At 65.7% G+C, this 23456-nt stretch carries 22 protein-coding genes; 11 read left to right on the top strand and 11 right to left on the bottom strand.

The features are described 5' to 3' along the window. Positions 1 to 219 precede the first annotated feature (219 nt). The 8 genes from WMC41_RS00935 to WMC41_RS00900 all read left to right on the top strand — a co-directional run bounded on the left by WMC41_RS00935 (position 220) and on the right by WMC41_RS00900 (position 7779). The gene (locus tag WMC41_RS00935) at positions 220 to 2016 is read left to right on the top strand and encodes an acyl-CoA dehydrogenase C-terminal domain-containing protein (protein ID WP_244767378.1); all 1797 of its coding nucleotides are present in this window, start codon (positions 220 to 222) and stop codon (positions 2014 to 2016) included. Between the two features lie 187 nt (positions 2017 to 2203). After that, positions 2204 to 3412: an acetyl-CoA C-acetyltransferase gene (locus tag WMC41_RS00930; RefSeq protein ID WP_244767376.1), complete on the top strand. Its 1209-nt coding sequence runs from the start codon at positions 2204 to 2206 to the stop codon at positions 3410 to 3412. A gap of 190 nt (positions 3413 to 3602) precedes the next feature. Beyond that, on the top strand, positions 3603 to 5813 hold the full coding sequence (locus WMC41_RS00925) for an FAD-dependent oxidoreductase (protein ID WP_432348413.1): 2211 nt from the start codon (positions 3603 to 3605) through the stop codon (positions 5811 to 5813). A gap of 342 nt (positions 5814 to 6155) precedes the next feature. After that, positions 6156 to 6365: a cold-shock protein gene (locus WMC41_RS00920; protein ID WP_244767375.1), complete on the top strand. Its 210-nt coding sequence runs from the start codon at positions 6156 to 6158 to the stop codon at positions 6363 to 6365. 115 nt (positions 6366 to 6480) lie between these two features. Beyond that, positions 6481 to 6768, top strand: coding sequence for a cold-shock protein (locus WMC41_RS00915; RefSeq protein WP_432346735.1), 288 nt, complete (start codon positions 6481 to 6483; stop codon positions 6766 to 6768). A gap of 149 nt (positions 6769 to 6917) precedes the next feature. Next, entirely contained in the window at positions 6918 to 7157 is a 240-nt protein-coding gene (gene rpsU, locus WMC41_RS00910) for a 30S ribosomal protein S21 (RefSeq protein ID WP_432346733.1), read from the top strand. A gap of 82 nt (positions 7158 to 7239) precedes the next feature. Continuing rightward, entirely contained in the window at positions 7240 to 7464 is a 225-nt protein-coding gene (locus tag WMC41_RS00905; RefSeq protein ID WP_432346731.1) for a hypothetical protein, read from the top strand. A 138-nt stretch (positions 7465 to 7602) separates the two neighbouring features. Beyond that, on the top strand, positions 7603 to 7779 hold the full coding sequence (locus tag WMC41_RS00900; protein WP_272804301.1) for a hypothetical protein: 177 nt from the start codon (positions 7603 to 7605) through the stop codon (positions 7777 to 7779). Positions 7780 to 7854: 75 nt separating this feature from the next. On the opposite strand, the gene WMC41_RS00895 is transcribed toward WMC41_RS00900, so the two are convergent. From WMC41_RS00895 to WMC41_RS00880, 4 genes are all read right to left on the bottom strand, one after another. After that, entirely contained in the window at positions 7855 to 8910 is a 1056-nt protein-coding gene (locus WMC41_RS00895; protein WP_432346729.1) for a sensor histidine kinase, read from the bottom strand. Further along, entirely contained in the window at positions 8911 to 9357 is a 447-nt protein-coding gene (locus WMC41_RS00890) for a response regulator (RefSeq protein ID WP_272804299.1), read from the bottom strand. Next, positions 9354 to 10850, bottom strand: coding sequence for a sensor histidine kinase (locus WMC41_RS00885; protein ID WP_432346726.1), 1497 nt, complete (start codon positions 10848 to 10850; stop codon positions 9354 to 9356). The genes WMC41_RS00890 and WMC41_RS00885 overlap by 4 nt, the downstream gene beginning before the upstream one ends. A 116-nt stretch (positions 10851 to 10966) precedes the next feature. Further along, positions 10967 to 11848, bottom strand: coding sequence for a DMT family transporter (locus WMC41_RS00880; RefSeq protein ID WP_244767368.1), 882 nt, complete (start codon positions 11846 to 11848; stop codon positions 10967 to 10969). A 188-nt stretch (positions 11849 to 12036) separates the two neighbouring features. Between WMC41_RS00880 and WMC41_RS00875 the strand changes: the two genes are divergently transcribed. Together WMC41_RS00875 and WMC41_RS00870 are read left to right on the top strand one after the other, a co-directional pair. Then, on the top strand, positions 12037 to 12942 hold the full coding sequence (locus WMC41_RS00875; RefSeq protein WP_288078232.1) for a DMT family transporter: 906 nt from the start codon (positions 12037 to 12039) through the stop codon (positions 12940 to 12942). A gap of 94 nt (positions 12943 to 13036) precedes the next feature. Continuing rightward, positions 13037 to 13699 carry a S24 family peptidase gene (locus WMC41_RS00870; protein ID WP_272804296.1) on the top strand — a complete coding sequence of 221 codons (663 nt, stop codon included), beginning with the start codon at positions 13037 to 13039 and terminating at the stop codon, positions 13697 to 13699. 6 nt (positions 13700 to 13705) lie between these two features. Here the strand turns inward: WMC41_RS00870 and WMC41_RS00865 are convergent, their stop codons facing one another. Continuing rightward, positions 13706 to 14587, bottom strand: coding sequence for a transporter substrate-binding domain-containing protein (locus tag WMC41_RS00865; protein ID WP_432346723.1), 882 nt, complete (start codon positions 14585 to 14587; stop codon positions 13706 to 13708). A 57-nt stretch (positions 14588 to 14644) separates the two neighbouring features. On the opposite strand from WMC41_RS00865, the gene WMC41_RS00860 reads away from it, so the two are divergent. After that, entirely contained in the window at positions 14645 to 16579 is a 1935-nt protein-coding gene (locus tag WMC41_RS00860) for a glycosyltransferase family 2 protein (RefSeq protein WP_432346721.1), read from the top strand. Positions 16580 to 16742: 163 nt separating this feature from the next. On the opposite strand, the gene WMC41_RS00855 is transcribed toward WMC41_RS00860, so the two are convergent. From WMC41_RS00855 to WMC41_RS00830, 6 genes are all read right to left on the bottom strand, one after another. Next, positions 16743 to 18764: a beta-galactosidase gene (locus WMC41_RS00855; protein WP_432346719.1), complete on the bottom strand. Its 2022-nt coding sequence runs from the start codon at positions 18762 to 18764 to the stop codon at positions 16743 to 16745. A 107-nt stretch (positions 18765 to 18871) separates the two neighbouring features. Further along, a complete protein-coding gene (locus WMC41_RS00850) occupies positions 18872 to 19519 on the bottom strand; it encodes an SDR family oxidoreductase (protein WP_432348411.1) in 648 nt (215 codons plus the stop codon). A gap of 10 nt (positions 19520 to 19529) precedes the next feature. Further along, positions 19530 to 21185 carry an ABC transporter permease subunit gene (locus tag WMC41_RS00845; RefSeq protein WP_432346717.1) on the bottom strand — a complete coding sequence of 552 codons (1656 nt, stop codon included), beginning with the start codon at positions 21183 to 21185 and terminating at the stop codon, positions 19530 to 19532. Between the two features lie 60 nt (positions 21186 to 21245). Beyond that, entirely contained in the window at positions 21246 to 21992 is a 747-nt protein-coding gene (locus WMC41_RS00840) for a transporter substrate-binding domain-containing protein (RefSeq protein WP_244767360.1), read from the bottom strand. Positions 21993 to 22208: 216 nt separating this feature from the next. Next, on the bottom strand, positions 22209 to 22841 hold the full coding sequence (locus WMC41_RS00835; protein WP_432346715.1) for an RraA family protein: 633 nt from the start codon (positions 22839 to 22841) through the stop codon (positions 22209 to 22211). After that, positions 22838 to 23455 carry a glutathione S-transferase N-terminal domain-containing protein gene (locus WMC41_RS00830; RefSeq protein ID WP_432346713.1) on the bottom strand — a complete coding sequence of 206 codons (618 nt, stop codon included), beginning with the start codon at positions 23453 to 23455 and terminating at the stop codon, positions 22838 to 22840. Before WMC41_RS00830 ends, WMC41_RS00835 begins: the two co-directional genes overlap by 4 nt. Between the last annotated feature and the right edge of the window lies 1 nt (position 23456).

Here is a 23456-nt window from a genome sequence, read left to right as displayed (position 1 = left end):
GCTCATAGAATGGTCCTCGCGGGGAAAGGCGACCGTTTGCGGCACAGCCATGGGCGCGGGGATTCCATCCGCCACCCGCCAGCGACGCACCATCCCTCCCCGCTCGAGGAAAATTTCACCGCTCCGGTATGTTTTGACGTTTACGCAAACGTCAAAGTTTTATAGTATCCCTTGCCAAGGAGCGGACGCATGTCCGCAGGACAGGTGAGGAATCCGAGCATGCCGACCTACAAGGCCCCCGTGAATGACACGCTTTTCATCCTGAACGACGTTCTGGCGCTGGAGCGGTACAACAACCTGCCCGGCTTCGCCGACGCGACGGGCGACATGCTGGAAGCGATTGCCAGCGAGGCGGCGAAGGTGGCGGAAGAAGTGCTGTTCCCGGTCAACCTTTCCGGCGACCAGGAAGGCTGCAAGCGCCACGACGATGCAACGGTCACGGTGCCGAAGGGCTTCAAGCAGGCCTATGATCTCTATCGCCAGGGCGGCTGGATCGGCCTTGCGGTGCCCGAGGAATTCGGCGGCCAGGGCCTTCCCTACGTGCTGCACACCGCCGTCGGCGAGTACATGTCCTCGGCCAACATGGCGCTCACCATGTATCCGGGCCTGACGCAGGGCGCGATCGCCGCGATCCTCGTGCACGGCTCCGAGGAGCAGAAGGCCGCGTATCTTCCGAAGATGGTGGAAGGCGTCTGGACCGGCACCATGAACCTGACGGAGCCCCATTGCGGCACCGATCTCGGGCTTCTGCGCACCAAGGCCGTGCCGCAGGCCGACGGCTCCTACAGGATTTCCGGCCAGAAGATCTTCATCTCCGCCGGTGAGCACGACATGTCGGAGAACATCGTGCACCTGGTGCTCGCCCGCATCGAGGGCGCGCCGGAAGGCACCAAGGGCATCTCGCTCTTCATCGTGCCGAAATTCCTGCTCGAGGAAGACGGCACGCCGGGCGCGCGCAACACGGTTTCCTGCGGTGCCATCGAGCACAAGATGGGTATCCACGGCAACGCCACCTGCGTCATGAACTATGACGAGGCGACCGGCTACCTCATCGGGGCGGAGAACAAGGGCCTCAACGCCATGTTCGTGATGATGAACGAGGCCCGTCTCGGCGTCGGCCTCCAGGGCCTGTCGATCGCCGAAATCGCCTACCAGAACGCCGCCGACTACGCCCGCGAGCGCCTGCAGGGCCGCTCGCTCTCCGGTGCGAAGAACCCCGCCGGCAAGGCCGATCCGCTGATCGTCCACCCCGACATCCGCCGCGCCCTGATGACCATCAAGGCCTGGACCGAGGGCGGCCGCGCCTTCACGCTCTGGACGGCGCTGAAATCCGACATCGCCCACCGCGCTGCCGACGAGAAGGAACGCCAGGCCGCCGACGACATCCTCGGCCTGATGACGCCGATCCTCAAGGGCGTGCTGACCGACAAGGGTTTCGACCACGCCGTCATGGCCCAGCAGGTCTTCGGCGGCCACGGCTATATCGAAGAGCACGGCATGAGCCAGTATGTGCGCGATGCGCGCATCGCCATGATCTACGAGGGCGCCAACGGCATCCAGGCGCTCGACCTCGTCGGCCGCAAGCTCGGGCTGAACGGCGGGCGCGCCGTCATGGCCCTCTTCAAGGAGATCGGCGATTTCTGCGAGGAGAACCGGGGGGACGAGAAGCTCGCCTATTTCACCAAGCACCTGAAGAAGGGCTTGAACGACCTCCAGGCGTCCACCATGTGGTTCATGCAGAACGCCATGGCCAAGCCCGACAATGCCGGCGCCGGCTCGACCGACTACATGCACCTCTTCGGCCTCGTCGTCATCGGCTACATGTGGGCGAAGATCGCCAAGGCCGCCGAGGATGGCCTTGCGGCCGGCGCGGGCAAGCGCGAGGACTTCTTGAAGAACAAGCTGGTCACCGCGAAATTCTTCATGGAGCGCCTGATGCCGGAAACCGCGCTGCGCAAGGCCCGCATCGAGGCCGGCGCCGACACGATGATGGAGCTTCCGGCCGAGGCGTTCTGACACGCCTTCCCGCAAAGGAGCGGGCTTCACCGCCGTACCGGCGTGGAACGGAAAACGGCCCTGCGATTCTTCTTCCCTGTGCGAGGGAGAGGATGGCCGGCAGGCGAGAGGGGGTTGCCGTCAGCGCAAATCCCCGCGACAGTTTCGAACGACAGGGCGCCACGGCGCCGCCAGGGAGAAGAGACCAATGACCGACGTCTTCATCTACGATCATGTGCGCACCCCGCGCGGGCGCGGCAAGAAGGACGGCTCGCTGCACGAAGTGCCGTCCGTGCGCCTTGCCGCCAAGGTGCTGGAGGCGGTGCGCGACCGCAACGGGCTCGACACCGCCAAGGTCGACGACATCGTCATGGGCTGCGTCGATCCGGTCATGGATGCCGGCTCGGTGATCCCGAAGGCCGCCGCCTTCGAGGCGGGCTATTCGACCCGCGCGCCGGGCATGCAGATCTCGCGCTTCTGCGCCTCCGGCCTCGACGCCGTGAATTTCGGCGCGGCGAAGATCGCGCAAGGGGCGGACGACATCGTCATCGCCGGCGGCGTCGAGAGCATGTCGCGCGTCGGCCTCGGCATGTCGGGCGGCTCCTGGTTCATGGATCCCTCCGTCAACTTCCCGGCCTATTTCATGCCGCAGGGCGTCTCGGCAGACCTCATCGCCACCAAGTACGGCTTTTCCCGCGACGACGTCGACGCCTATGCCGTCGAGAGCCAGAAGCGCGCGGCGCACGCCTGGCAGAACGGCTATTTCAAGAATTCCGTCGTGCCGGTGAAGGATATCAACGGTCTCACCATCCTCGCCCATGACGAGCACATGCGCCCCGGCACGGACATGCAGGCGCTCGCGCAGCTCCAGCCGTCCTTCCAGATGCCCGGCGAGATGGGCGGCTTCGAAGCCGTCGCCATCCAGGCCCATCCGGAAATCGAGGGCATCAACTACGTCCACCATGCCGGCAACTCCTCCGGCATCGTCGACGGCGCCGCCGCCGTCCTGCTCGGCTCGAAGGAAGGCGGCGCGATCCTCGGCAGGAAGGCGCGCGGGCGCATAAAGGCCTTCGCCAATATCGGCTCCGATCCGGCGCTTATGCTGACCGGCCCCGTCGACGTCACGGAGAAGCTGCTCGCCCGCACCGGCATGCAGCTTTCCGACATCGATCTCTTCGAGCTGAACGAAGCCTTCGCCGCCGTGGTGCTGCGTTATATGCAGGCCTTCGACATCCCGCACGACAAGATCAACGTCAACGGCGGGGCCATCGCCATGGGCCATCCGCTCGGCGCCACCGGCGCGATGATTCTCGGCACGGTGCTCGACGAGCTGGAGCGCCGCGACCTCAACACCGCCCTCGTCACGCTCTGCATCGGCGCCGGCATGGGCACGGCGACGATCATCGAACGGGTCTAGAGGGCGTGCGCATGAAAGCCCTTCACCCCGCCTCCGCTGCGCTCGGCGCGCCCTCTCCCCGCAAGCGAGGCGAAGGGGACCGGCGACGGCGCGGCAAATCCCTTCTTCCCGTTCACGGGGAGAAGGTGCCGGCAGGCGGATGAGGGGCAACAGTCGCCTCGCCAGAGAGATTTCAGGGAAGAGGAATCCCATCATGAGCTACAAGAATTTCACCATCGAGACCGACGCCGACGGCATTGCGCTGGTCACCTGGGACATGCCGGAAAAGTCGATGAACGTCTTCACCATCGAAGTGATGGACGAGCTCGACAGGATCATCGATCAGGTCGTGGCGGATGGCGCGGTCAAGGGCGTCGTCATCACCTCGGGCAAATCCTCCTTCTCCGGCGGCGCCGATCTTTCGATGATCCAGGCGAGCTTCGACCTCCTGAAGGACGCTCAGGCGAAGGATCCGGCTACCGCCGTCGAAAAGCTGTTCGAAGCCACCGGGCGCATGACCTGGCTGTTCCGCAAGCTGGAAACCTCGGGCAAGCCCTGGGTCGCCGCCATCAACGGCACCTGCATGGGCGGAGCCTTCGAGATGTCGCTCGCCTGCCACGGCCGCGTCGCCTCGAATGCCAAGTCGGTCAAGATCGCGCTGCCCGAGGTGAAGGTCGGCATCTTCCCGGGCGCCGGCGGCACCCAGCGCGTGCCGCGCCTCGCCAATGCGCAGGATGCGCTGCAGATGATGACCACCGGCTCCTCGCTGACCGCGGCGCGCGCCAAGGCGATGAACCTCGTGCATCAGGTCGTGGAGCCCGACCAACTCATCCCCGCCGCCAGGCAGATGATCAAGGACGGCCTGAAACCCGTCCAGCCCTGGGATGAAAAAGGCTTCAAGGCCCCCGGCGGCGGCATCTGGACGCCGGCCGCGGCGCAGCTCTGGCCCGCCGCGCCCGCCATCCTGCGCCGCGAGACCGCCGGCAACTATCCGGGTGCGCTCGCCATCCTCAAATGCGTCTATGAAGGCCTGCAGGTGCCCTTCGAGACGGGGCTGAGGATCGAGCAGCGCTATTTCACCCACATCCTCCAGACGACCGAAGCCTTCTCCATGATCCGGTCGCTGTTCATCTCCATGCAAGAGCTCGGCAAGGGCGCCCGCCGCCCGGCCGGCCAGCCGAAGGCGGAATTGAAGAAGGTCGCCGTCGTCGGTGCCGGCTTCATGGGCGCCTCCATCGCCTATGTGACGGCCGCCGCCGGCATTCCGGTCGTGCTGGTCGACCGCGACCAGGAGGCCGCCGACAAGGGCAAGGCTGTCTCGCAGGGGCTCGTCACCGGCGCGATCGGCAAGGGCCGCATGACGAAGGAGGACGGCGAGACGCTGCTCTCCCTCATCACGCCGACACCCGACTATGCCGCGCTTGCCGATGCGGACCTCGTGATCGAGGCCGTCTTCGAGGACCGCAATGTCAAGAAGGACGTGACCGAGAAGATCGAGGCGGTGCTGCGCGAGGACGCGATCTTCGCCTCCAACACCTCGACCCTGCCGATCACCGGGCTTGCGAAGAATTCCCGGCGCCCGGAGCAGTTCATCGGCATCCACTTCTTCTCGCCGGTCGACAAGATGATGTTGGTGGAGGTCATCCTCGGCAAGGAGACGGGCGACCGCGCGCTTGCCACCGCGCTCGATTACGTCGCGGCCATCAAGAAGACGCCGATCGTCGTCAACGACACGCGCGGCTTCTACGTCAACCGCTGCGTCTTCCGCTACATGGCCGAAGCCTATGACATGCTGATCGAAGGCGTGCCGGCGGCGATGATCGAGAACGCCGCCAAGATGGCCGGCATGCCGGTCGGGCCGCTGTCGCTCAACGACGAGGTCGCCGTCGATCTCTCCTACAAGATCTTCAAGGCCTCCATTGCCGATCTCGGGCCGCAATCGGTCGATCCGCGCCATATGGACCTGGTGACCAAGCTGGTGGAAGGCGAAGGCCGCCTTGGCCGCAAGGCCGGCAAGGGTTTCTACGACTATCCGCCGAAGCCGGCCAAGAAGAAGCTTTGGCCTGGGCTGAAGGACCTCTACCCGCAGGAAAAGCCCGAGGATGTCGACGTGACGGTGCTGAAGGAGCGCCTGCTCGTCACCATCGCGCTGGAGGCCGCGCGCACCATGGAGGAGGGCATCGTCACCGATCCGCGCGAGGCCGATGTCGGCTCCATCCTCGGCTTCGGCTTTGCGCCCTATACCGGCGGCACGCTGTCCTATATCGACGGGATGGGCGTGAAGGCCTTCGTGGCGCTGTGCGAAAAACTCGCCGCCAAGTATGGCAGCCACTTCCAGCCGACGCCGCTGCTGAAGGACATGGCCGCCAAGGGCGAAACCTTCTACAGCCGCTTCGCACCGGAGGCCAAGAAGGCGGCCTGAACGAGCCTCACGGATAAGAAAGGGTGGCTTGGCGCCGCCCTTTTTTCGTTTGGCACCGTCAATTCCATCTCCCGATCCACGAAAAATAAAACGGCTCGACCCGTAAATTAATTTCGAGAAAAATCAGGAAATCATTGCGCTTTTTGGCCTTTTCTCCGATGTGATTCCAGAAAAATTCCCACCGACCATTGCACTTTCCGAAATAAACTTTATATAGAACATATCGAAAACTGCTTGCGACCTTTGTCTTCGAGCTAACCAGCTCTGTCAGATTTCCTTTCAAGATCGATCAAAACGGACAATGTATCGTCCGGTTACACTAGCGATGGAAAGGATATCGTTATGAATTCAGGTACCGTAAAGTGGTTCAATAGCACCAAGGGTTTCGGCTTCATTCAGCCTGACGACGGCGCGACGGATGTGTTCGTCCACATCTCGGCTGTCGAGCGTTCGGGCCTCGGCTCGCTCGCCGAGGGCCAGAAGGTCAGCTACGAAATTGTCCGCGACCGCAAGTCCGGCAAGAATTCGGCCGACAACCTTCGCGCCGCATAAGATTGTCATTCTGCCCGCCGACCACGGATGTACTGGCGGCGGAGCGTTCGAATGACGGGAAGAGGTCGGGGTCACGCCCGGCCTTTTTGTTTCCATAGCCCCGAAGGAGAAGGTCATGAGCCGGAAAACCCATGCCGTCGGCGACCATGTCGTTCTGAAGGCCGGCCTGTCCCGCACGGCAACGGGCGCGCGGACGTGCCGGATCGTCGGCGTCCTGCCGGCCGACCATGGCGAAGCCCAGTATCGCGTGCGGCTCGACAACGAGAATTTCGAGCGGCGCGTCGTCCATAGCGACATCGATGCCGACGAGACCGCCGCTCCCGCGGCGCGCAAGGCGGGGACGACGGCTGCCGGCAAGGGCGGCCCCTGGCTGAAGCCGTCGAGCATCCGCATCGGAAAATGACGCCGCGGAGCCTGCGGCCGCTTTGCGATCACGGGCCGAACGCGTTGCGCGGGCGCGGTGCCTTAAAACCATCCCGCGCAGGTCGATGACGCTGTGGCGACATCGTCCACCCCCCAGTGCGGCGCAAGCCGCGAGAGAAAGGACATATCGTGCAGGTTCTCGTCAGAGACAACAATGTCGACCAGGCGCTCCGCGTACTGAAGAAGAAGATGCAGCGCGAAGGTCTCTTTCGCGAAATGAAAGCGCGCAGCGCCTACGAGAAGCCGTCCGAGAAGCGGGTCCGCGAGAAGGCAGAAGCCGTGCGCCGCCAGCGCAAGCTTGCCCGCAAGAAATTGCAGCGCGAAGGTCTGCTGCCCGCGCCCAAGCGCGCGGTGCGTCCGACCCGCTAGAGCAGTTGCTTCTACGCAATCGCGAACGCAAACCGCTTCGCCCTTTGCCGGAACTGCCCTGACGATCCAGAAAGGAGAGGTCATGACCGCAACCAAGGAAAAATTCTTCAATCCCGTCAAGCTTTCCGCGCAGGACAAGGCGGCGGCGACCGACCAGACGGCGCGCACCATCATCGCCGCCGAAGCGACCGCGCGGGACAAGAAGACCGCCCGGCTGCGCGCCCTGCGCCTGCAACAGGAGCCGGTCGAGTCGGAGCCCAAGCCGCCCCGCAAATCCCGCAAGCGTACAGCGCCCGCAGCCACCTGAACCGGATGCGCATATCGGCTCCGGGGATGGGACATTTTTTACTGTTTCCTGAGGAACAGCGCGCGGCGGGGCGCTATGCGATCTTCTGATCACCGGATGAGAGAGGCTCATCCCCAAAGAGAGATCAGGAGAGACCCCATGCGCAAGATCATCGTTTCCGCCGCCATCGCCGCCGTTGCCGCCATCTCCTTCGCCGCCCCCTCGCAGGCCGGCTATTACAGCTACGGCTACAAGCCGCACTGCTTCATCAAGAAGGTCAAGGCCTACGACTACTACGGCAATGTCATCTTCAAGAAGATCAAGGTCTGCAAGTAAGCGTCCCCGGCACAGACCTTTGAGCGAAAGGCCCGGAGCCCAGCCTCCGGGTCTTTTGCCGTCCGGTGTTCCGCGCTACGCCTGCCGCGCGGCATCGGCCATGCGCACCAGCAGTTCGGCACGCGTGCCGACGGTGCGGCTGGCATAGGCGAGCTTCGCGCCGAGGCTCGACGCCATGGCGCCGATGATCTTGGAGCCGAGGCCGGTACCGCGCACCGGGCCCTCGCCGCGCCAGCCGATGCCGTCGTCCTCGACGAAGAGCAGCGCGGTTTCAGGGTCAAGCCGGGTGAAGCCGACCCGCACCTCGCCGCCGGTCTCGCCATAGGCGTATTTGAAGGCATTGGTGACGAGCTCCGTGACGATGACGCCGAGCGAGACGGCCCTGTCGGTCGGCACGTGCAACGGCTCCAGCATGCGGTTGAGCCGCACATTGCGGCCCTGGCCCTTCATCGACGTGTCGAGCTCGGACAGCAGCGTCGAGAGATAGGCGCCCATGTCGACATGGCGCACATCCTCCGACGTATAGAGCCGGCGATGGATGCCGGCGATGGCCGTGATGCGGGCCTGTGTCTCGGAGAGCGCTTCCTTCACCGCCTCGTCGGACGCGCTCGACATCTGGAGGCGAATGAGGGCGGCGGCGAGCGCCAGCGAATTGCCGACCCGGTGATTCACCTCGGCCAGCAGCACCTCTGCCCGTTCCTTGGCGGCGCGGATCTCCTGCTCGGCCCTGAGCTTCGCACGCTTCAGCTCGGCATTTTCCAGTGCCTGGCCGAGCGCATTGGCCAAAAGCGGCATGAAATCCTCGCCGACCGACTTGATGACATAGTCGGCCGCGCCCGCCTTCAGCGCCTCGACGGCGACCTGGGCGTCGTTGGACCCCGTCACATAGACGACCGGCACCGCACCCGGCGCATCGACCAGCTCCCTCAGGAAGGAAAGGCCGGTGCCGGATTGCAGGAAATGGTCGAGCACGACGGCATCGAAACCACCTTCGGCGAAAAGCGCGCGGCCGTGCTCCACGTCCTCGGCATGCAGCACCGCGTAGCCGAGACGGCCGAGCGCGCGCTCGGCGAGCCGCGCCAGGATCGGATCGTCGTCGATATAGAGGATGCGGGCGGCGCCTTCCTTCATTTACTGCGTCTCGGGAATCTGGATCACGGAGAAGAACAGGCCGAGCTGGCGGATCGCATGGGCGAAGCTCTCGTATTCCACCGGCTTGGTGATGTAGACGTTGGCGCCAAGATCGTAGCAGCGCTGGATCTCCCGCTCGTCGTCCGTCGTCGTCAGGATGACGACCGGCAGGCGCTTGGTGTGGACATTGGTCTTGATGCGCTGGAGGATATCGATGCCGGACATGTCCGGCAGGTTGAGATCGAGCAGGATCAGCAGGAACTTGCCGGCGCTGGCAAGGCCCGACCGATCCTTGCCGAGCACGAAATCGAGCGCCTCCGTGCCATTGGTGAAGGGCACGACCTCGTTGTGCACGCCGGCGCGGCGGATGTTCTTCTCGATGAGGCGCGCATGGCCCTCGTCGTCCTCGATCATGACGATGGTGACTTCCTTGCCCAGACCGTTCATGCCTGCATACTCCTGACTACTTTGCTGAGGTCGGGCGGCAGACGAAGCACGAATGTCGTCCCCTGCCCGAGTTCGGATCGGACGACGATATCACCGCCAAGATTGCGCATCAGTGAACGCACATGCGCAAGGCCGATGCCTTCGCCGGGCTTGTCCTGGGTGCCCGAGCGGCGGAACAGTTCGAAGACCCGTTCGTGATCTTCGGGCGCGATGCCGCGGCCATTGTCGGTGAACTCGATGACGAAACCGGCGCGCCCGCCATTCTTCGCGGTGACGTAGATGCGCAGCGGCCGGTCCGGCGAGCGGTACTTGATGGCGTTGTCGAAGAGGTTGCCGAAGACCTGCTCCAGCGACAGCCGGTCGGAAATGACGGTCGGCAGCTTGTCGTCGATAGTGACCTCGCCGTCGGATTCGCCGACCTGATGCCCCACGGCCGCCGCGCCCGCCTCGACCAGCGCCTTGACGTCCACGCGCTCGATCCTGAGCTCCCGCCGTCCGTCGCGCGAAATTTTCAGGATGGCATTGATGAGGCCGTCCATCTTCTTGGTGGAGGAGCGGATGAAGCCGATCGCCTCGGGCAGGTCCTCCGAAGCCGCGCGGCGCGCCTCGAGAATGTCGCCTTCGCTCGGCGCCTTGCCGTCGGCCAGCACATAGCTCTGGATGGCGGCGAGCGAGGCCTGCAGTTCGCTGGTGAAGCCCATGATGTTGACGAGCGGCGCGCGCAGGTCGTGCGTCACGATATAGGCGAAGCGCTGCACCTCCTGGTTGGCGCGGATCAGTTCCTCGGTGCGCTCGTCCACCCGCCTTTCCAGCGTGGCGTTCAGCGTCTCGACCTCGCGGCGGGCGACGATGATGTCGCGGGTATATTGCATGATGACGGCGGCCGCGCCGCCGAGCACGCCGATGATGGCGATGGCGCCGATCACCGTCGTCCATTGCAGCGCGCTGGCGGACCGGAGCGTATCGACGACGCTTTCCTCCAGGCTCCGGTCCGCATCGTCCATGATGGAGCCGATTTCGACGCGAAGCTCATCCATGAGGACCCGGCCGCGATCGGTCTTGACCTCCTCGATCGCTTCCGCCTGGCGGCCCTGCTCCATAAGGCTGACGGTTCCGGCAAGCTCCGCCAGCTTCTGCTCGACGAGGGTGCCGACCCGCGTCGCCCGCTCGGCATATGCGGGAAGGCGCATCGCCTTCTCGAGGAAGACCTTTTCCTGTTCGGCGACGCCGCGCAGCGCATCGTCATAAGGGGCCCGGAATGCCGTGTCGCCTGTTATGATGAAACCGCGCTGGCCCGTTTCGGCATCCTTCAGGATGGACAGGAGATCGGCGGCGGCACTGCGCGCCTCGCGCACCTCGATGAAGCCGGCAAAATAGCCCTGCACCTTGCTGACGAGCCAGAGCGACGTGCCGACGATGCCAAGCAAGGCAAGCATGCCTGCAATCAGCAGGATAACTGTCGAGCGCACGAAGGCGGCGTTCGAAATCGGCATCTACTCCCCCGGTTCAAGCCGTCCACAGGACGGCGACAATATCGTTGTCATGACCGCTTGCAACCAACCAGTGTGATGAAAACGGAATTCTTTTGGTTGTTTCGTTACTTAAGAGGTCAAATCCGGGCCCGGAAGCGCCCGGCGAACCGTTCGCTGGCGATGATCACCATGCCGGCGGAAAAGATCAGCGTGGCGCCGACGAAGACATTCGAGCCGGGCACGTCGCTCCAGATGAGATAGCCGAGCACGAAAGCCCAGACGAGCGAGGAATATTCGAAGGGTGCGAGCACGGAAACCGGCGCCCGGCGCATGCCCTCGAACATCGCGAACTGCCCCAGGCCGGCAATCACCCCGGTTCCCGCCATCAACGCCAGGTCGAGCAGCGCGACCGGCTGCCAGACGAAGGGCAGCGCGACGGCGGTGAAGAGGAGGAAGAAGCCGCTCGATATGGTCACCTGCACCTGCGTGCGCTCGTGCAGCGCCGTCTTGCGCAAGAGCACCGTCGCGATCGCCCAGAAGATGGCGGCCTGCAGGGCGAGATAGACGGGCAGCGAAAGCCGCAGGCCCTCGGCCGCCACCCCGCAGGCGACGACCACGCCGACGAAACCGATCACCACCGCGAACCACCGGTATCCCGGCACCTTCTCGCCGAGGATCGGCACGGAGAGGATCGTCATGACGACCGGCGAGGCATAGTAGAGCGTCGTCAGCTCGGCAAGGCCGAGATCGCGCGCGGCGGTGTAGTAGGACAGCCAGGCGGCGAGCAGCAGCAGGTTGCGCAGGAAGAGCGGCTTCAGCACCGGCGAGCGACGCGCGCTTTGCAGAAGCGGGCGCCCGCCGAAGGCAAGACAGAGTGCGAAGATCGTCAAGCTGCGCACGAACAGGATCTGCCAGACCGGCAAGGCCGCGACGAGCCATTTGACGGTCGCATCCTGCAAGGAGAACATGAAATAGGCGAAGGACGTCAGCAGAATGCCGGAAGAGACGGTCTTTTGCACGGAATGGGCCTCGAAGGCGCGGAAACGCCGCGCTCCGCCTTGATAGCGCGCCGCTCGATGCAGCGAAAGAGGCAGAAAATCACGGGGGGAGGAAATTTTTCCCACCGCCGTGAATCCTGCCGCGAAAAGTCCGCTGCGCCGGCAAGTTTCGGCGTGCAAGCGGGGCCGCACAGGTATATGCGCGAGCCATGGACTCCAAACGCACCGGCTACCTCTTCACCCTACTTGCCATCCTGATCTTCAGCCTGCAGGACGCGATCTCGAAACATCTCGGCAGCCTCTATCCGCCGGTTTTCATCGCCATGCTGCGCTTCTGGGCCTTCGGCGCCTTCGCGATGGCGCTGGGCGCGCGCAGCCCGGGCGGACTGAGGGTGGCGGCGGCGACGAAACGGCCGGCGCTGCAGATCCTGCGCGGCGTGCTCCTCGCCTGCCAGATCGTCGTCACCATCACTGCCTTCACCACGGTCGGCCTTGCCCATTCGCAGGCGATCCTGGCGTCGGGGCCGATCTTCGTCGCGCTCCTGTCCATGCCGCTGCTCGGCGAAAGGGTCGGCTGGCGGCGCTGGACGGCGATCAGCGTCGGGCTCTGCGGCGTCCTGATCATTCTCAACCCGGGCGGCGGCGGCTTCGACACGGGCGTCCTGCTGCCGCTGGTTTCCGCGCTCATGTTCGCGGTCTATGTCATCGCGACCCGCCTCGTCAGCCGGGACGACACCGCCTCGACGAGCTTCTTCTATATCGGCGTGGCCGGCGCGGCGGCGATTTCCCTCGTCGGCCCCTTCTTCTGGATGAACCTTACCCCGGGTGACTGGCTGTGGATGGGCCTGCTCTGCATCACCGGCATGTCGAGCCACTATTTCCTGATCCGCGCCTACGATCTGCTCGATGCCGCCGCCGTGCAGCCGCTCACCTATCTCCAGGTCGTGCTGGCGGCGATCATCGGCGTCGGCATCTTCGGCGAAACGTTGAACCTCAACATGGTGCTCGGCTCGGCCATCGTCGTCGGGGCCGGCATCTTCACCGTGTGGCGCGAGAGCGTGGTGGCACGCCGCCGGGCGGCGGAAAACCTGCCTGGAAAGCATACAGGAAAATAATCCTTTTTTCTTTACTCGGAAACCGTCCTTGGATATGCTTCCGGCCAGTCGGACCGGCACTGGCCGGCCCGTTGCCTTGGCAGGGTTTTTCAGCATGTTCTCCCACGACCGGATCTGGGCAGCGATCGACGCCCTTGCCGAGCGCAACCGGCTCTCGCCGTCCGGCCTTGCCCGCCGCGCCGGGCTCGACCCGACGTCCTTCAACAAATCGAAGCGGCAGGGCGCGGACGGCCGCCAGCGCTGGCCATCGACGGAATCGATCGCCAAGGTGCTCGACGCGACCGGCGCCTCGATCGACGAATTCTTCATGCTGGCCGACCCGGCACGCGACGCCGCCCTGCCGCAGGGCGCCTTTCCGCCGCAGACCGGCGCCATTCCCCTGCTCGGCTTCGCCCAGGCCGGTGCCGGCGGCTTCTTCGACGACGGCGGCTTTCCCGCCGGCCAAGGCTGGGACGTGGTGGAGTTTCCCGCCTCGCCGGACCGCAAGCCCGGCGTCTATGCGCTGGAGGTGCAGGGCGACAGCATGCTGCCGCTCTACCGCGACGGCGACGTGCTGATTGTCGAGCCGGGGGCGCAGGTGCGCCGCGGCGACCGGGTCGTGGTCAAGACCCGCGAGGGCGAGGTCATGGCCAAGGTGCTGCATCGCCAGACGCCGCGCACGATCGAGCTCGTCTCGCTCAATCCCGAGCATCCGAACCGCAATTTCGACATCGACGACGTCGACTGGATCGCCCGCATCATCTGGGCCAGCCAGTAGGGCGCATCAGCCGCCGTAGAGATTGACCGGGAAATAGCGCAGATAGATCTCCTGCAGGCGGCCGCTGCGCGAGAGCGCCAGCAGCGCATGGTCGATCGCGCCGGTGATCGTCGCGTCCTCCTTGCGGAACATGATGGTCAGCCCCTCGCCGAGGAACCGCTCCGACAGGTAGGGGCCGTCGAACAGGCGGCAGCAGCCGGCCGATTCCGAGCCGCTCGTCCAGAAGGCGAGCTGCATGCCATCCCCGAAGACCGCCTCCACCTTGCCGTCCTTGAGGCTCGCCAGCAGGGCGGCACGATCGGGAAAGGCCTCCGCCTGCACGCGCGGGAAAAAGGCCTTCAGCATCGCCTCATGCGCGCTCGCCGCAACGACGCCGACCCGCTTGCCATCGAGCGCCGCCGCGGTCTCGCCGGCGGGCGGCGCCTTCTTCGTCACCGCAAAGCGGGCCGGCAGGCGCATGAAGGGGCGCGAGAAGAGGAAGCGCTTGCGCAGCTCCGCGGTGACGGCGACGCCCGCGGCGACCGCCTCGCCATTGCCGTCGACCAGCGCCTTTTCCAGCTCCGGGAAGGTCACAGCCTGGATCTGGCATTTTTCGGTGAGTGCCAGCTCCCGGCAGATCTCCCGCACCAGGTCGACATGGAAGCCGGCGAGCTTGCCGGTCTGGTCGATGAAGTTGAACGGCGGGAAATCCACCGTGGTCAGGAAGCGCAGCCGCACGATGCCCGACAGATCGGGCCGCCCGATGCGCTCGCGCGTGTCGAACAGGATCGGCAGGTCGACCGGCGCGCGCTCCTGTGCCGCGACGCCCAGGGGCTTGGCCGCCGCCATCAACAGACAAAGCGCAAAAAGCCCATAAATTTTAAGAGGTGAATTTCCGGTGTGCCGCATTACAATCAACTTGGGGTTTAAAAGGGGTGCAGCCGCCTGCGCGGCTGCGGTGGCTGCATGCGACTGGCAGAATATCCCGACGACATCGGTTTCGCTACCGCAATCGGCATCCTGCCGGCACAGCTGCCGCCACCCCGCGACGACACCGTGCCGTCCCGCCTGATGACGGAAGCCCGGCTCTTCCGGCGCCTCGGCCTGCCCAAACCCCTCATCTCGACCATGCTGGTGCGTGCCAACCAGCACGGCACGTCGCTGGAAACGGAGCTTTTGGCGAGCGGTTCGATTTCGGAAGACATCTATTACGAGGCGCTGGCCGAACTCTTGGACATCCCCTTCCTCGACCGTCTGGATCCGGCCGAGGTCGAGGATCTTCCCGATGCCGATACACAGCTTGTCGATCCGACCGTGGTGCGGCTGCGCCATCCTTCCCGTCCGCCGACGACGGCGATCGTGCCGAGTGCCGAGCGGCTCGGCTATCTGGGCGAGCGGCTGGCACAGTCGCCTGGCTTGCGCACCATGATGGCGGCGACCACGCCCTCGGCCCTGAGGGCCGCGCTCTGGCAGGCCGGCCGGCACCGGCGGCTGCGCGACACGGTGGACGACCTCCACGCGACCATGCCGGAGGCGAGCGCCCGCATCACGCTGCGCGGGCGGCAGGGCTTTTATACCGGCGTCGCCGTGACGCTCCTCCTCGTGCTGGCCGTCGCCGCCCCCGTGCTGGCCGCGCTGGCATTGCACATCGTGCTGAGCCTGCTGTTCCTCGGCAGTTTCCTGATCCGCCTGATCGCCCTCATCGCCAAATGGCGGCGGGAGCGCCGGGCGCTGGTGCCGTCCCCGCCGCCCCGGCCGCGCCCGACCTATTCCATCTTCGTCGCGCTCTACCGGGAAGCGGCCGTCGTGCCGCAACTCATCGACACCCTGAACCGGATCGAATGGCCGGCGGCCCGGCTCGATATCAAGCTGATCTGCGAGGCGGACGACCAGGAAACGCTCGATGCGCTCGCCCTCACCCGCCTCGGCCGGCAGTACGAGATCGTCGAAGTGCCGCCCGGCCGGCCGCGCACCAAGCCGAAGGCGCTCACCTATGCGCTCGGCGCCGCGCGCGGCGACTACCTGGTGATCTACGACGCGGAAGACCGGGTCGATCCCATGCAGCTGGAAGAGGCGTGGCGGACCTTCGAGGCCGGCCCGCCGGATATCGCCTGCCTCCAGGCGCCGCTCGTCGTCACCAATGCACGGGAAGGCTGGCTCAGCGCGCTCTTCGCGCTCGAATATGCCGGCCTTTTCCGCGTGCTGCTGCCGCACCTTGCCGCCGCGCGCCTGCCCATGCCGCTCGGCGGCACGTCCAACCATTTTCGCACGCGCGTGCTCCAGCAGGCCGGCGGATGGGACCCCTACAATGTCACGGAGGATGCCGATCTCGGGCTCCGGCTCTACAGGCTCGGCTATCGCTGCGGCACGCTCACCCGGCCGACCTACGAGGAAGCGCCCGTGGGGCGTGACGCCTGGCTCGGCCAGCGCACGCGCTGGTTCAAGGGCTGGCTGCAGACCTGGCTGGTGCTGATGCGCCATCCCTCGCGCCTCGTCTCGGAGATGGGCCTCTGGCCGAGCGTCGTCTTCCAGGTGCTGATCGGCGGGCTCATCCTCTCCTCGCTCGCCCATCCGCTGATCCTCGCCTATCTCGGCCTCATCACCTGGTCGCTGTTCTCCCAATCCGCCTTCATGGTGGGACCGCTCGAATTCACCCTCTTTGCCATCGACATCGTCAACATCTTCGGCAGCTACGCGGTTTTCATCGCACTCGGGCGAGGCGGCATGACGGACAGGGAACAGGCCGCAGTGGGCAGGCACTGGGTGATGACGCCCGTCTACTGGCTGCTGCTGTCGGTCGCCGCCTGGCGCGCCGTGGGGGAGCTGCGCCACAATCCCTTCTTCTGGAACAAGACGACACACCGGCCGGTGCAGCCCCAGGCGGAAACGGGAGCCGGATAATTTTTCCGCTCTTACCAGCAAACGCAACAAAGCAACCCTTCATCCGGTCCTTCTCCCCAGGGAGGGACGGAGGGACCGGACGAAGGGGACGCCCCGACGCGGCCAGGAGCGTTTCGGCGCGATTGCGGACGCGGGACCGCTTCGCACTCTTGCCGGGATTGCCCTAGCGGCCGCCTTCCGTCCAGATCGCCACGTCGACGGGCGCAAGCTGCCGGTCGCCGACGAGGAAGGTCGCCTCCGCGCCGGCCGGCACGGCGGCGGGGGTGCTGCCATAGTTGAAGGCGAAGCGCAGCCGGCCGCGGCGGGCGATCCTGACGTCGCCGAGATCGGGCAGGCTCCCGACGCCGGCCCAGCCGAGCGTGTCGCCCATCAGCTTCGCCAGGAATTCGCCGCGCGGCAGCGTGCCGACATAGCGCGCGCGATCATTGCCGATGACCGCCGGGGAGCCGGGACGATGCTCGCCCTCGAAGGTGGCCAGCACCGTCTCGTTCGTGCGGATGAGCTCCCGCCAGCCGGTCACCGGGTGGCTCGCATTGCCGTAGAGCACCGGCTCGCTGTGGTAGTCCGGCAGGGACTCGACGCGCGTCACGCGGAAATCGAGGAGCTCGGCAAGCGGGCCGGGCGGCAGGTCGGCGGGGATGTGCATGTCGTGCGTCTTGCTGCCGCTGCGCGGACCGAACAGGACCTTGGCCTTCGACACCTTCAGCCGGGCAAGGAAGGCGGCATCCGGGATGACGAGGTCGGGCGCCAGCACGAGGCCGTAGCCTGAGAGATCGGAATGCTGGCCGATGAAATCGACATCCACGCCAAGGCGCGCGACGGCGGAATACCAGTCGAGCGCGATGGCCGAGGCGGCGTAGCCGCGCCCCTGCGGCAGGGCGCTGGTGGCGAAACGCGATTCGTAATCGAGCAGGATCGCGACGTCGGCCTTTTCCCGCACCTCGCCCTTCGGCAGCCACGCCATCTCCTCGGCAACCTGCGCCACCTCGAGATAGCCCTGGTCCACCTCGCTGTTCGGCAGCAGCAGACCGGCATGGAACTGCTCCTGCGCGAAGGGCGCCTGGCGCCAGCGGAAATAGGAAACCATGTCGACGCCATGCGCATAGGCGAGCCAGGTCCACAGCCGCACCATGCCGTCTGCCGGCGACTGATTGTGCGCCGCCCAGTTGACCGGGCCCGGCTGCTGTTCCATCACCCAGACCCGGCCGCGGCCGACGGCGCGGTAGAGGTCGTGGTTGAAGGCAGGCTGGTCGGGATCGCCGACGCGCAGATACCGCGCCTTCTCCTCCGCGCCGAGGCGGCCGTTGATCAGCCCGCCCATCGGATAGACATCCCAGGAGGCGATATCGATATCCTCGCCGACCTTGTAATGGTCGAAGTCGGTGTTCTGCGACATGAAATTGTGCGTGACCGGACGGCCCGGCGAATGCTGCCGGATGAGGTCCACCTGTGCCTTGTTGAAAGTCTTCACCTGGTCAGAAGAGAAGCGGAAATAATCGACGAGATGGGTCGGCGTCGGCTCTTCCACGAGGTTGTTCGGCAGGTCCACCTCGTCGAACGTGTTGTAGTGCATGCTCCAGAAGGTCGTGCCCCAGGCGCGGTTCATCGCCTCGACCGTGCCGTAGCGCGCGGCGAGCCATTGCCGGAAGGCCAGCTTCGCCTCGTCGGAATAGCTGTGGATCGTGTCATGGTCGCCGTATTCGTTGTCCGTCTGCCAGGCATGCACGAAGGGGTTTTCGCCATAGCGGCGCGCCATGGCCTCGGTGATGCGGGCCGCCTCCAGCCGGTAGCGGCGGCTGGAGAAACAATAGTGCCGGCGTGCGCCGAACTTGCGCACCACGCCGCGCGCATCGACCGGCAGGATATCCGGATAACGGTCGACCAGCCATTTCGGCGGGGCGGCCGTCGGCGTGCCGAGGATGACCTTGAGGCCGGCGCAGCCGAGCACCTCGATCGCCTCGTCCAGCCATTCCCAATGGAAGACGCCGGCCTGCGGCTCGATCTGAGACCAGGAGAACTCGCCGATGCGCACCCAGGCAAGGCCCAGCTCCACCATGCGGCGGGCGTCCTCGTCCCATTTCTCCCGCGGCCACTGCTCCGGATAGTAGCAGACGCCAAGCTCCAGCATGCCGGCCTCCGGCCGGGCAGCGTCGAAGCGGTTCTGTTTGGTGAGCGGCTTGTGCACCAGTATCGTCCTTCATTCTCCGCGGCGCCGGCCGGGCCGGTCCGCTTTCGTCACGATTGCAATATAAACGTTTATATCACCGTTCAAAATTCCGCCGGGCCGGGCGGCTACCAGAGCACCGTCCGGCCGTCATAGGCCCTGAAGCTTCCGGTCTCTGCCATCCTCGCGTCGTCGATAAGCCGCTTCAGCCCGAGGGCGCTTTCTGCCACCTCGACCGCCGCCTCCGTGCCGCCCATATCCGTCTTCACCCAGCCGGGATGCAGCGAGAGGACGGCGATGCCGTCGGACCGGAAATCCTGCGCCAGCTTGACCGTCGCCATGTTCAGCGCCGCCTTGGAGCAGCGATAGGCATAGTCGCCGTCCTCGTCGTCGATCGTGCCTTCCGCAAGCGAGCCGGCACGGCTGCCGATATTGGCGATCACCCGGCGCCTGCCGGCGAGGAGATTGGGCCTGAGCGCCCGGGCGACGAGCAGCGGGGCGAGCACGTTGATGCGCATGACCTCCAGAAAACCATGCGTTTCCAGCGAGGCAAGGCCGCCGGTATCGCCGCGGATCGCGGCATTGTTGATGACGATATCGATCGGCACGCCCGCCAGATGATCCCCGAGCGCGGCGATCGAGGCCGCGTCCGACACATCGAGCGGTGGGGCATCGCCTGTCCCCTGCCGCGTGCAGGCGATGACGCGGAAGCCGGCTGCCGCATAGAGATCGGCCAGCGCCCGGCCGAGGCCCCGCCCGGCACCGGTGACAAGCACCGTTCCTGTGTCAGCGGTGCTTGGTGTCATATTTCTTCTCGATGAGGCTGATGAGGCTTGCCGCCGCCAGCGTCAGCAGGATGTAGAGGATCGCCGCCGAGTTATAGGGCGCGAACGGCAGGAAGCTCGCCGACTGGAACTCCCGCATGCGCTGGGTGATGTCGCGGATCGACAGGATCGACAGCAGCGAAGTGTCCTTCAGGATGGCGATCAGCTCGTTGCCGAGCGGCGGGATGACGATGCGGAAGGCCTGCGGCAGGATGACGAGCCGCGCCGTCTGCCATCGGTTGAGGCCGAGGCTGCCCGCCGCCTCGATCTGCCCGGCCGGGATGGCGTTGATGCCCGAGCGGAAGATCTCCGCAAGATAGGCGGAATAGGCGATGGCCATGGCGACGATGCCGCGGATCAGGTTCGGCGGATCGAAGACGCCGGCCGTCGCATCCTTCAAGGCACCGGAAAGCGGCAGGCCGACATAGAGCACGATGACGAGCATCGGAATGCCGCGGATCGTATCGACGATGAATTCCGAGCCGATGGACAGCGGATGGCGGCGGTGCAGGAAACCGCCGAAGGTCAAGAGGCCCGCCACGATGGCGATGACGGCGAAGGTGATGCCGGCGGCGCGGTCGCGATCGTTCAGCGCCTCGACCTGCCAGAGGCGCGGCCAGTCGGCGGGTGCGGCCGCGGCAGGCAACAACGCGCCGCTGACATCCTCTTTTCTACTGATCGCCTCGATCGCCTGCTCGGGCGTGACGAAGGTCCGCACCGGCGTCTCGGTGGTCGGGCCGCCCTCGTACTGGCCGAAGCGCACGGCACCGATGAGGCCCGACGGGGTGCCGGTGATGATGCCCACCCTGCCCTCCAGCGTGCCGGCCAGCACGTAGTTGTCCCGCGGCTGCATCAGGAACCAGGCGGAGAGCGCGGCAAAGGCGAGTGTCATCGCCGCGAAGAAATAGAGGCTCCGGCGCGTATAGCGCAGCTTCAGGAGCCCCACCCAGACGAGACCGAGCATGGCCGCGAGGATATAGGCGGCGATGGCCGCGCGGATGGTCGTGGCAAGGCCCGAGGCGAAGGCGAGGTGGGCGAAGAGGAAGACGAAGACAAGACCGGCGCCATTGACGAGGCCGAGCAGCCAGGCGCCTGCCCGGCGCAGGCGGCTTTCCGCCGGAACCGGCGCGCGGCTGCCGGCGAAGGTGAGGCCGAGACCCGCGACGAGCAGCACGGCATAGATCGGCCAGAGCCAGGCCTCCACGCCGCGCACCATGAGGTCGGCCGCATCCGTCAGCTGGCGGGGCGTCGCGCCCTTGACGACGAGATCGGACTTGAAGGGATCGACACCGTTCGCGACGACCGAGGCGATGAAGGGATGGACGAGATCACCCGCGAGAATGGCGGCTGTCGCCAGAAGCCCGGCAAGGCCCACCGCCATCGTGAGGCGCGGCCGCGCCACCTTGCCGCGCGACAGGACGAGCACCGCAAAACCGGCGGAAAAGGCGGCCGCGAGCAGCAGGAAACCCGGCACGAAGGCGCCCGAACCCAATTCCACGCCCAGGATGGCGCGCAACGAGCGCTGGTAGTCCGCCGACGCGGCGAACAGGTAGACGATGAAGGGCAACGCGGCGAGGATCACCAGATTGCTGGGCCTCACGCTTCTGACGAACGACATTTCGGCCTCCGGCATCACGACATGCCGGAAGCGCCCGCACGGTGCTTCCGGCAAAACCTCTTACTTGAGGCCCCAATACTTGGCGATGAGCTGGTCGAGCGTGCCGTCGTCCTTGATCGCCTGCAGGCCCTCGTTGAAGGCCGCGACATTCTCGTCGCCCTTGCGGAAGACCAGGCCGAGCGGATCGGATTCGAGGTCCTTGATGGAGGCGACGAGTTCGCCGGCAAATTCCCGTTCATAGGCGGCGGCATTGGCGCCGTTGATCACGACGCCATCGACATCCTTGTTCTTCAGCGCGATGATGGCGGCGCTGAAGCTGTCATAGGCGATGACGTTCTCCTTGCCGACGACGCCTTCGGCAACCTGGGCGTCCGTCGTATTGGCCTGGGCGGAGAGCTTCCGGCCTTCGGCCTTGAATGTCTCCAGCGTGATGCCCTGGTCCTCGGCGCGCGTCAGCACCGCCTGGCTGTTGACGATATAGGGATCGGAGAAATCCATCGCCTTCTTGCGCTCGTCGGTGATCGAGACGCCCGAGGCCACGAGGTCGAAACTGCCCTGGTCGAGCGCGGCGAAGATGCCGTCCCAGCCGGTCGTCACGAATTCGGCCTGGCAGTTGATCTTGGCGCAGATGGCATTGACCACGTCGACATCGAAGCCGACGATCTGGCCGCTCGCCGGGTCCACGCTTTCCATCGGCGGCGACGTGGTGTCGGAGCCGACCTTCAGAAGCTTGCCGCCGAGATCGGCCGCATGCACGGCCCCTGTCGCGAAGACGGCAAGTGCAAGTGTTGCAACGAATTTTTTCATCTCTTCCTCCTCAACCGTCGGTGCCCGCCCCATGCGGAAGGCCCTCGACAAATCCCCTCACCGGGCAACGGCTCCATCCCCGGCATCTTCCTGCCGCAGGCGGACATGCTCCAGCCTTGGTGAAAGTGGTAACAAGGAATATAAACGTTTTCAAGATGAAATATAAACGTTTTTATTCTGCGAGCTCCGGATGAAGCCGCTCCCGGTATTTACGGGTCAGCGGCGTGCCGAGGAACGCTGCTGGCGCAAAATCGCGTCGCGTTCCTCTTCGAGGCCCTGGATGGCCTCGGCCTTGGCGAGGACCCGGTCGGCAAACTCCCTGGGAACACACACGAGGCCATCAAGACTGACGGCAACCATATCCCCAGGGGCTATGCGCACTCCCGCCACCGTTACGGGCGCGCCGACCGACACCGAATGAAACCGGCCCTTGCTTCGCAGCGGGGATGTGCCGCGGCACAGCACGGGAAGGGAGCCCGCCGCCAGGGCTTCGGCATCGCGCGTCGCGCCATGCAGCACGATCCCGTTCAATCCGTTGGCCTGTGCGCGCAACGAATGCCCCTCGCCCCAGGTCGCGATATCCGTGTTCCCGTCGGCGTCAATGACGAGGATGTCGCCGGGGCTGGCAAGGGAAAGCGCCGCCTCCCCCTGCCGCACCACGCCTGGCTGGCCGGGCTCGGCCAGGCCTTGCTTCACTGTGAAGGCCCGCCCGAAGGCGGTGCCTCCTGTACCACCGAGCAGACGGTAGCCGCCACCGGCATTCTGCGGCAGGCCGAGCTCGTCCATGGCATCGCTGATCTGCCCGACGCCGACGCCAGCGGCGATCGCCCGCTCGATGGCCGCCTTCATGCCGGCACCCTGGGCGCGGTCGCGGCGACGGACGCCTTCCTCGACACCGTCTCGAACCAGGCGGCAAGGGCCGGCCGGCCCTCGCGCCAGCCGGCCGCATCCGGCAGGCGGACGTCGAACCAGCCGAGCGCACAGACAAGCGCCACTTCGCCGATCGTCAGCGTCTCGGTGGCGAGATCCGCCGCCTCCTTCTCCGCCGCATCCAGTCCGTTCATGACCTTCAGAAGCTGCACCTTCTTCCAGTCGTCCCACCGCCTCTCTTCGGGGCGCAGCCCTTCGATGCGGACAAGCTGGCCGGCCTCCAGGATACCGTCGCCAAGGGCGTTGCGGCGCAGCGCCGCCCATCTCGCGGCACCGCTCGGGAAGAAGCAGGGGGCGCCGTCCAGGGCATCGAGATATTCGGCGACGACCGTCGAGCCGTAGAGGACGGTGCCGTCGTCGAGCGTCAGCGCCGGGATCTTCCCCAGCGGATTGACCGCGATGGCAAGGTCGAGCGGCTGGAGCGGGTTTACCGGCGCGGGCACGCGTTCGAGCCTGTCGGCCAACCCCTTCTCGTGCGCCACGATCATGACCTTGCGGACGAAGGGCGAAAGCCCGCCATAGAGAAGTTTCATC

Origin of the sequence: Shinella yambaruensis, from assembly GCF_050859155.1 — a bacterium.
Taxonomy (GTDB): domain Bacteria; phylum Pseudomonadota; class Alphaproteobacteria; order Rhizobiales; family Rhizobiaceae; genus Shinella; species Shinella yambaruensis.
The sequence above is the reverse complement of the archived record's forward strand: the minus strand, read 5'-3'. Positions and strand labels throughout refer to the sequence as shown.

Bases quoted from the DNA above. Each gene is read 5' to 3' on its own strand.
- WMC41_RS00935 (WP_244767378.1), top strand. From the start codon at position 220: ATGCCGACCTACAAGGCCCCCGTGAATGACACGCTTTTCATCCTGAAC.
- WMC41_RS00930 (WP_244767376.1), top strand. From the start codon at position 2,204: ATGACCGACGTCTTCATCTACGATCATGTGCGCACCCCGCGCGGGCGC.
- WMC41_RS00920 (WP_244767375.1), top strand. From the start codon at position 6,156: ATGAATTCAGGTACCGTAAAGTGGTTCAATAGCACCAAGGGTTTCGGC.
- WMC41_RS00915 (WP_432346735.1), top strand. From the start codon at position 6,481: ATGAGCCGGAAAACCCATGCCGTCGGCGACCATGTCGTTCTGAAGGCC.
- WMC41_RS00905 (WP_432346731.1), top strand. From the start codon at position 7,240: ATGACCGCAACCAAGGAAAAATTCTTCAATCCCGTCAAGCTTTCCGCG.
- WMC41_RS00900 (WP_272804301.1), top strand. From the start codon at position 7,603: ATGCGCAAGATCATCGTTTCCGCCGCCATCGCCGCCGTTGCCGCCATC.
- WMC41_RS00895 (WP_432346729.1), bottom strand. From the start codon at position 8,910: ATGAAGGAAGGCGCCGCCCGCATCCTCTATATCGACGACGATCCGATC.
- WMC41_RS00890 (WP_272804299.1), bottom strand. From the start codon at position 9,357: ATGAACGGTCTGGGCAAGGAAGTCACCATCGTCATGATCGAGGACGAC.
- WMC41_RS00885 (WP_432346726.1), bottom strand. From the start codon at position 10,850: ATGCCGATTTCGAACGCCGCCTTCGTGCGCTCGACAGTTATCCTGCTG.
- WMC41_RS00875 (WP_288078232.1), top strand. From the start codon at position 12,037: ATGGACTCCAAACGCACCGGCTACCTCTTCACCCTACTTGCCATCCTG.
- WMC41_RS00870 (WP_272804296.1), top strand. From the start codon at position 13,037: ATGTTCTCCCACGACCGGATCTGGGCAGCGATCGACGCCCTTGCCGAG.
- WMC41_RS00865 (WP_432346723.1), bottom strand. From the start codon at position 14,587: ATGCGGCACACCGGAAATTCACCTCTTAAAATTTATGGGCTTTTTGCG.
- WMC41_RS00860 (WP_432346721.1), top strand. From the start codon at position 14,645: ATGCGACTGGCAGAATATCCCGACGACATCGGTTTCGCTACCGCAATC.
- WMC41_RS00845 (WP_432346717.1), bottom strand. From the start codon at position 21,185: ATGTCGTTCGTCAGAAGCGTGAGGCCCAGCAATCTGGTGATCCTCGCC.
- WMC41_RS00840 (WP_244767360.1), bottom strand. From the start codon at position 21,992: ATGAAAAAATTCGTTGCAACACTTGCACTTGCCGTCTTCGCGACAGGG.
- WMC41_RS00835 (WP_432346715.1), bottom strand. From the start codon at position 22,841: ATGAAGGCGGCCATCGAGCGGGCGATCGCCGCTGGCGTCGGCGTCGGG.
- WMC41_RS00830 (WP_432346713.1), bottom strand. From the start codon at position 23,455: ATGAAACTTCTCTATGGCGGGCTTTCGCCCTTCGTCCGCAAGGTCATG.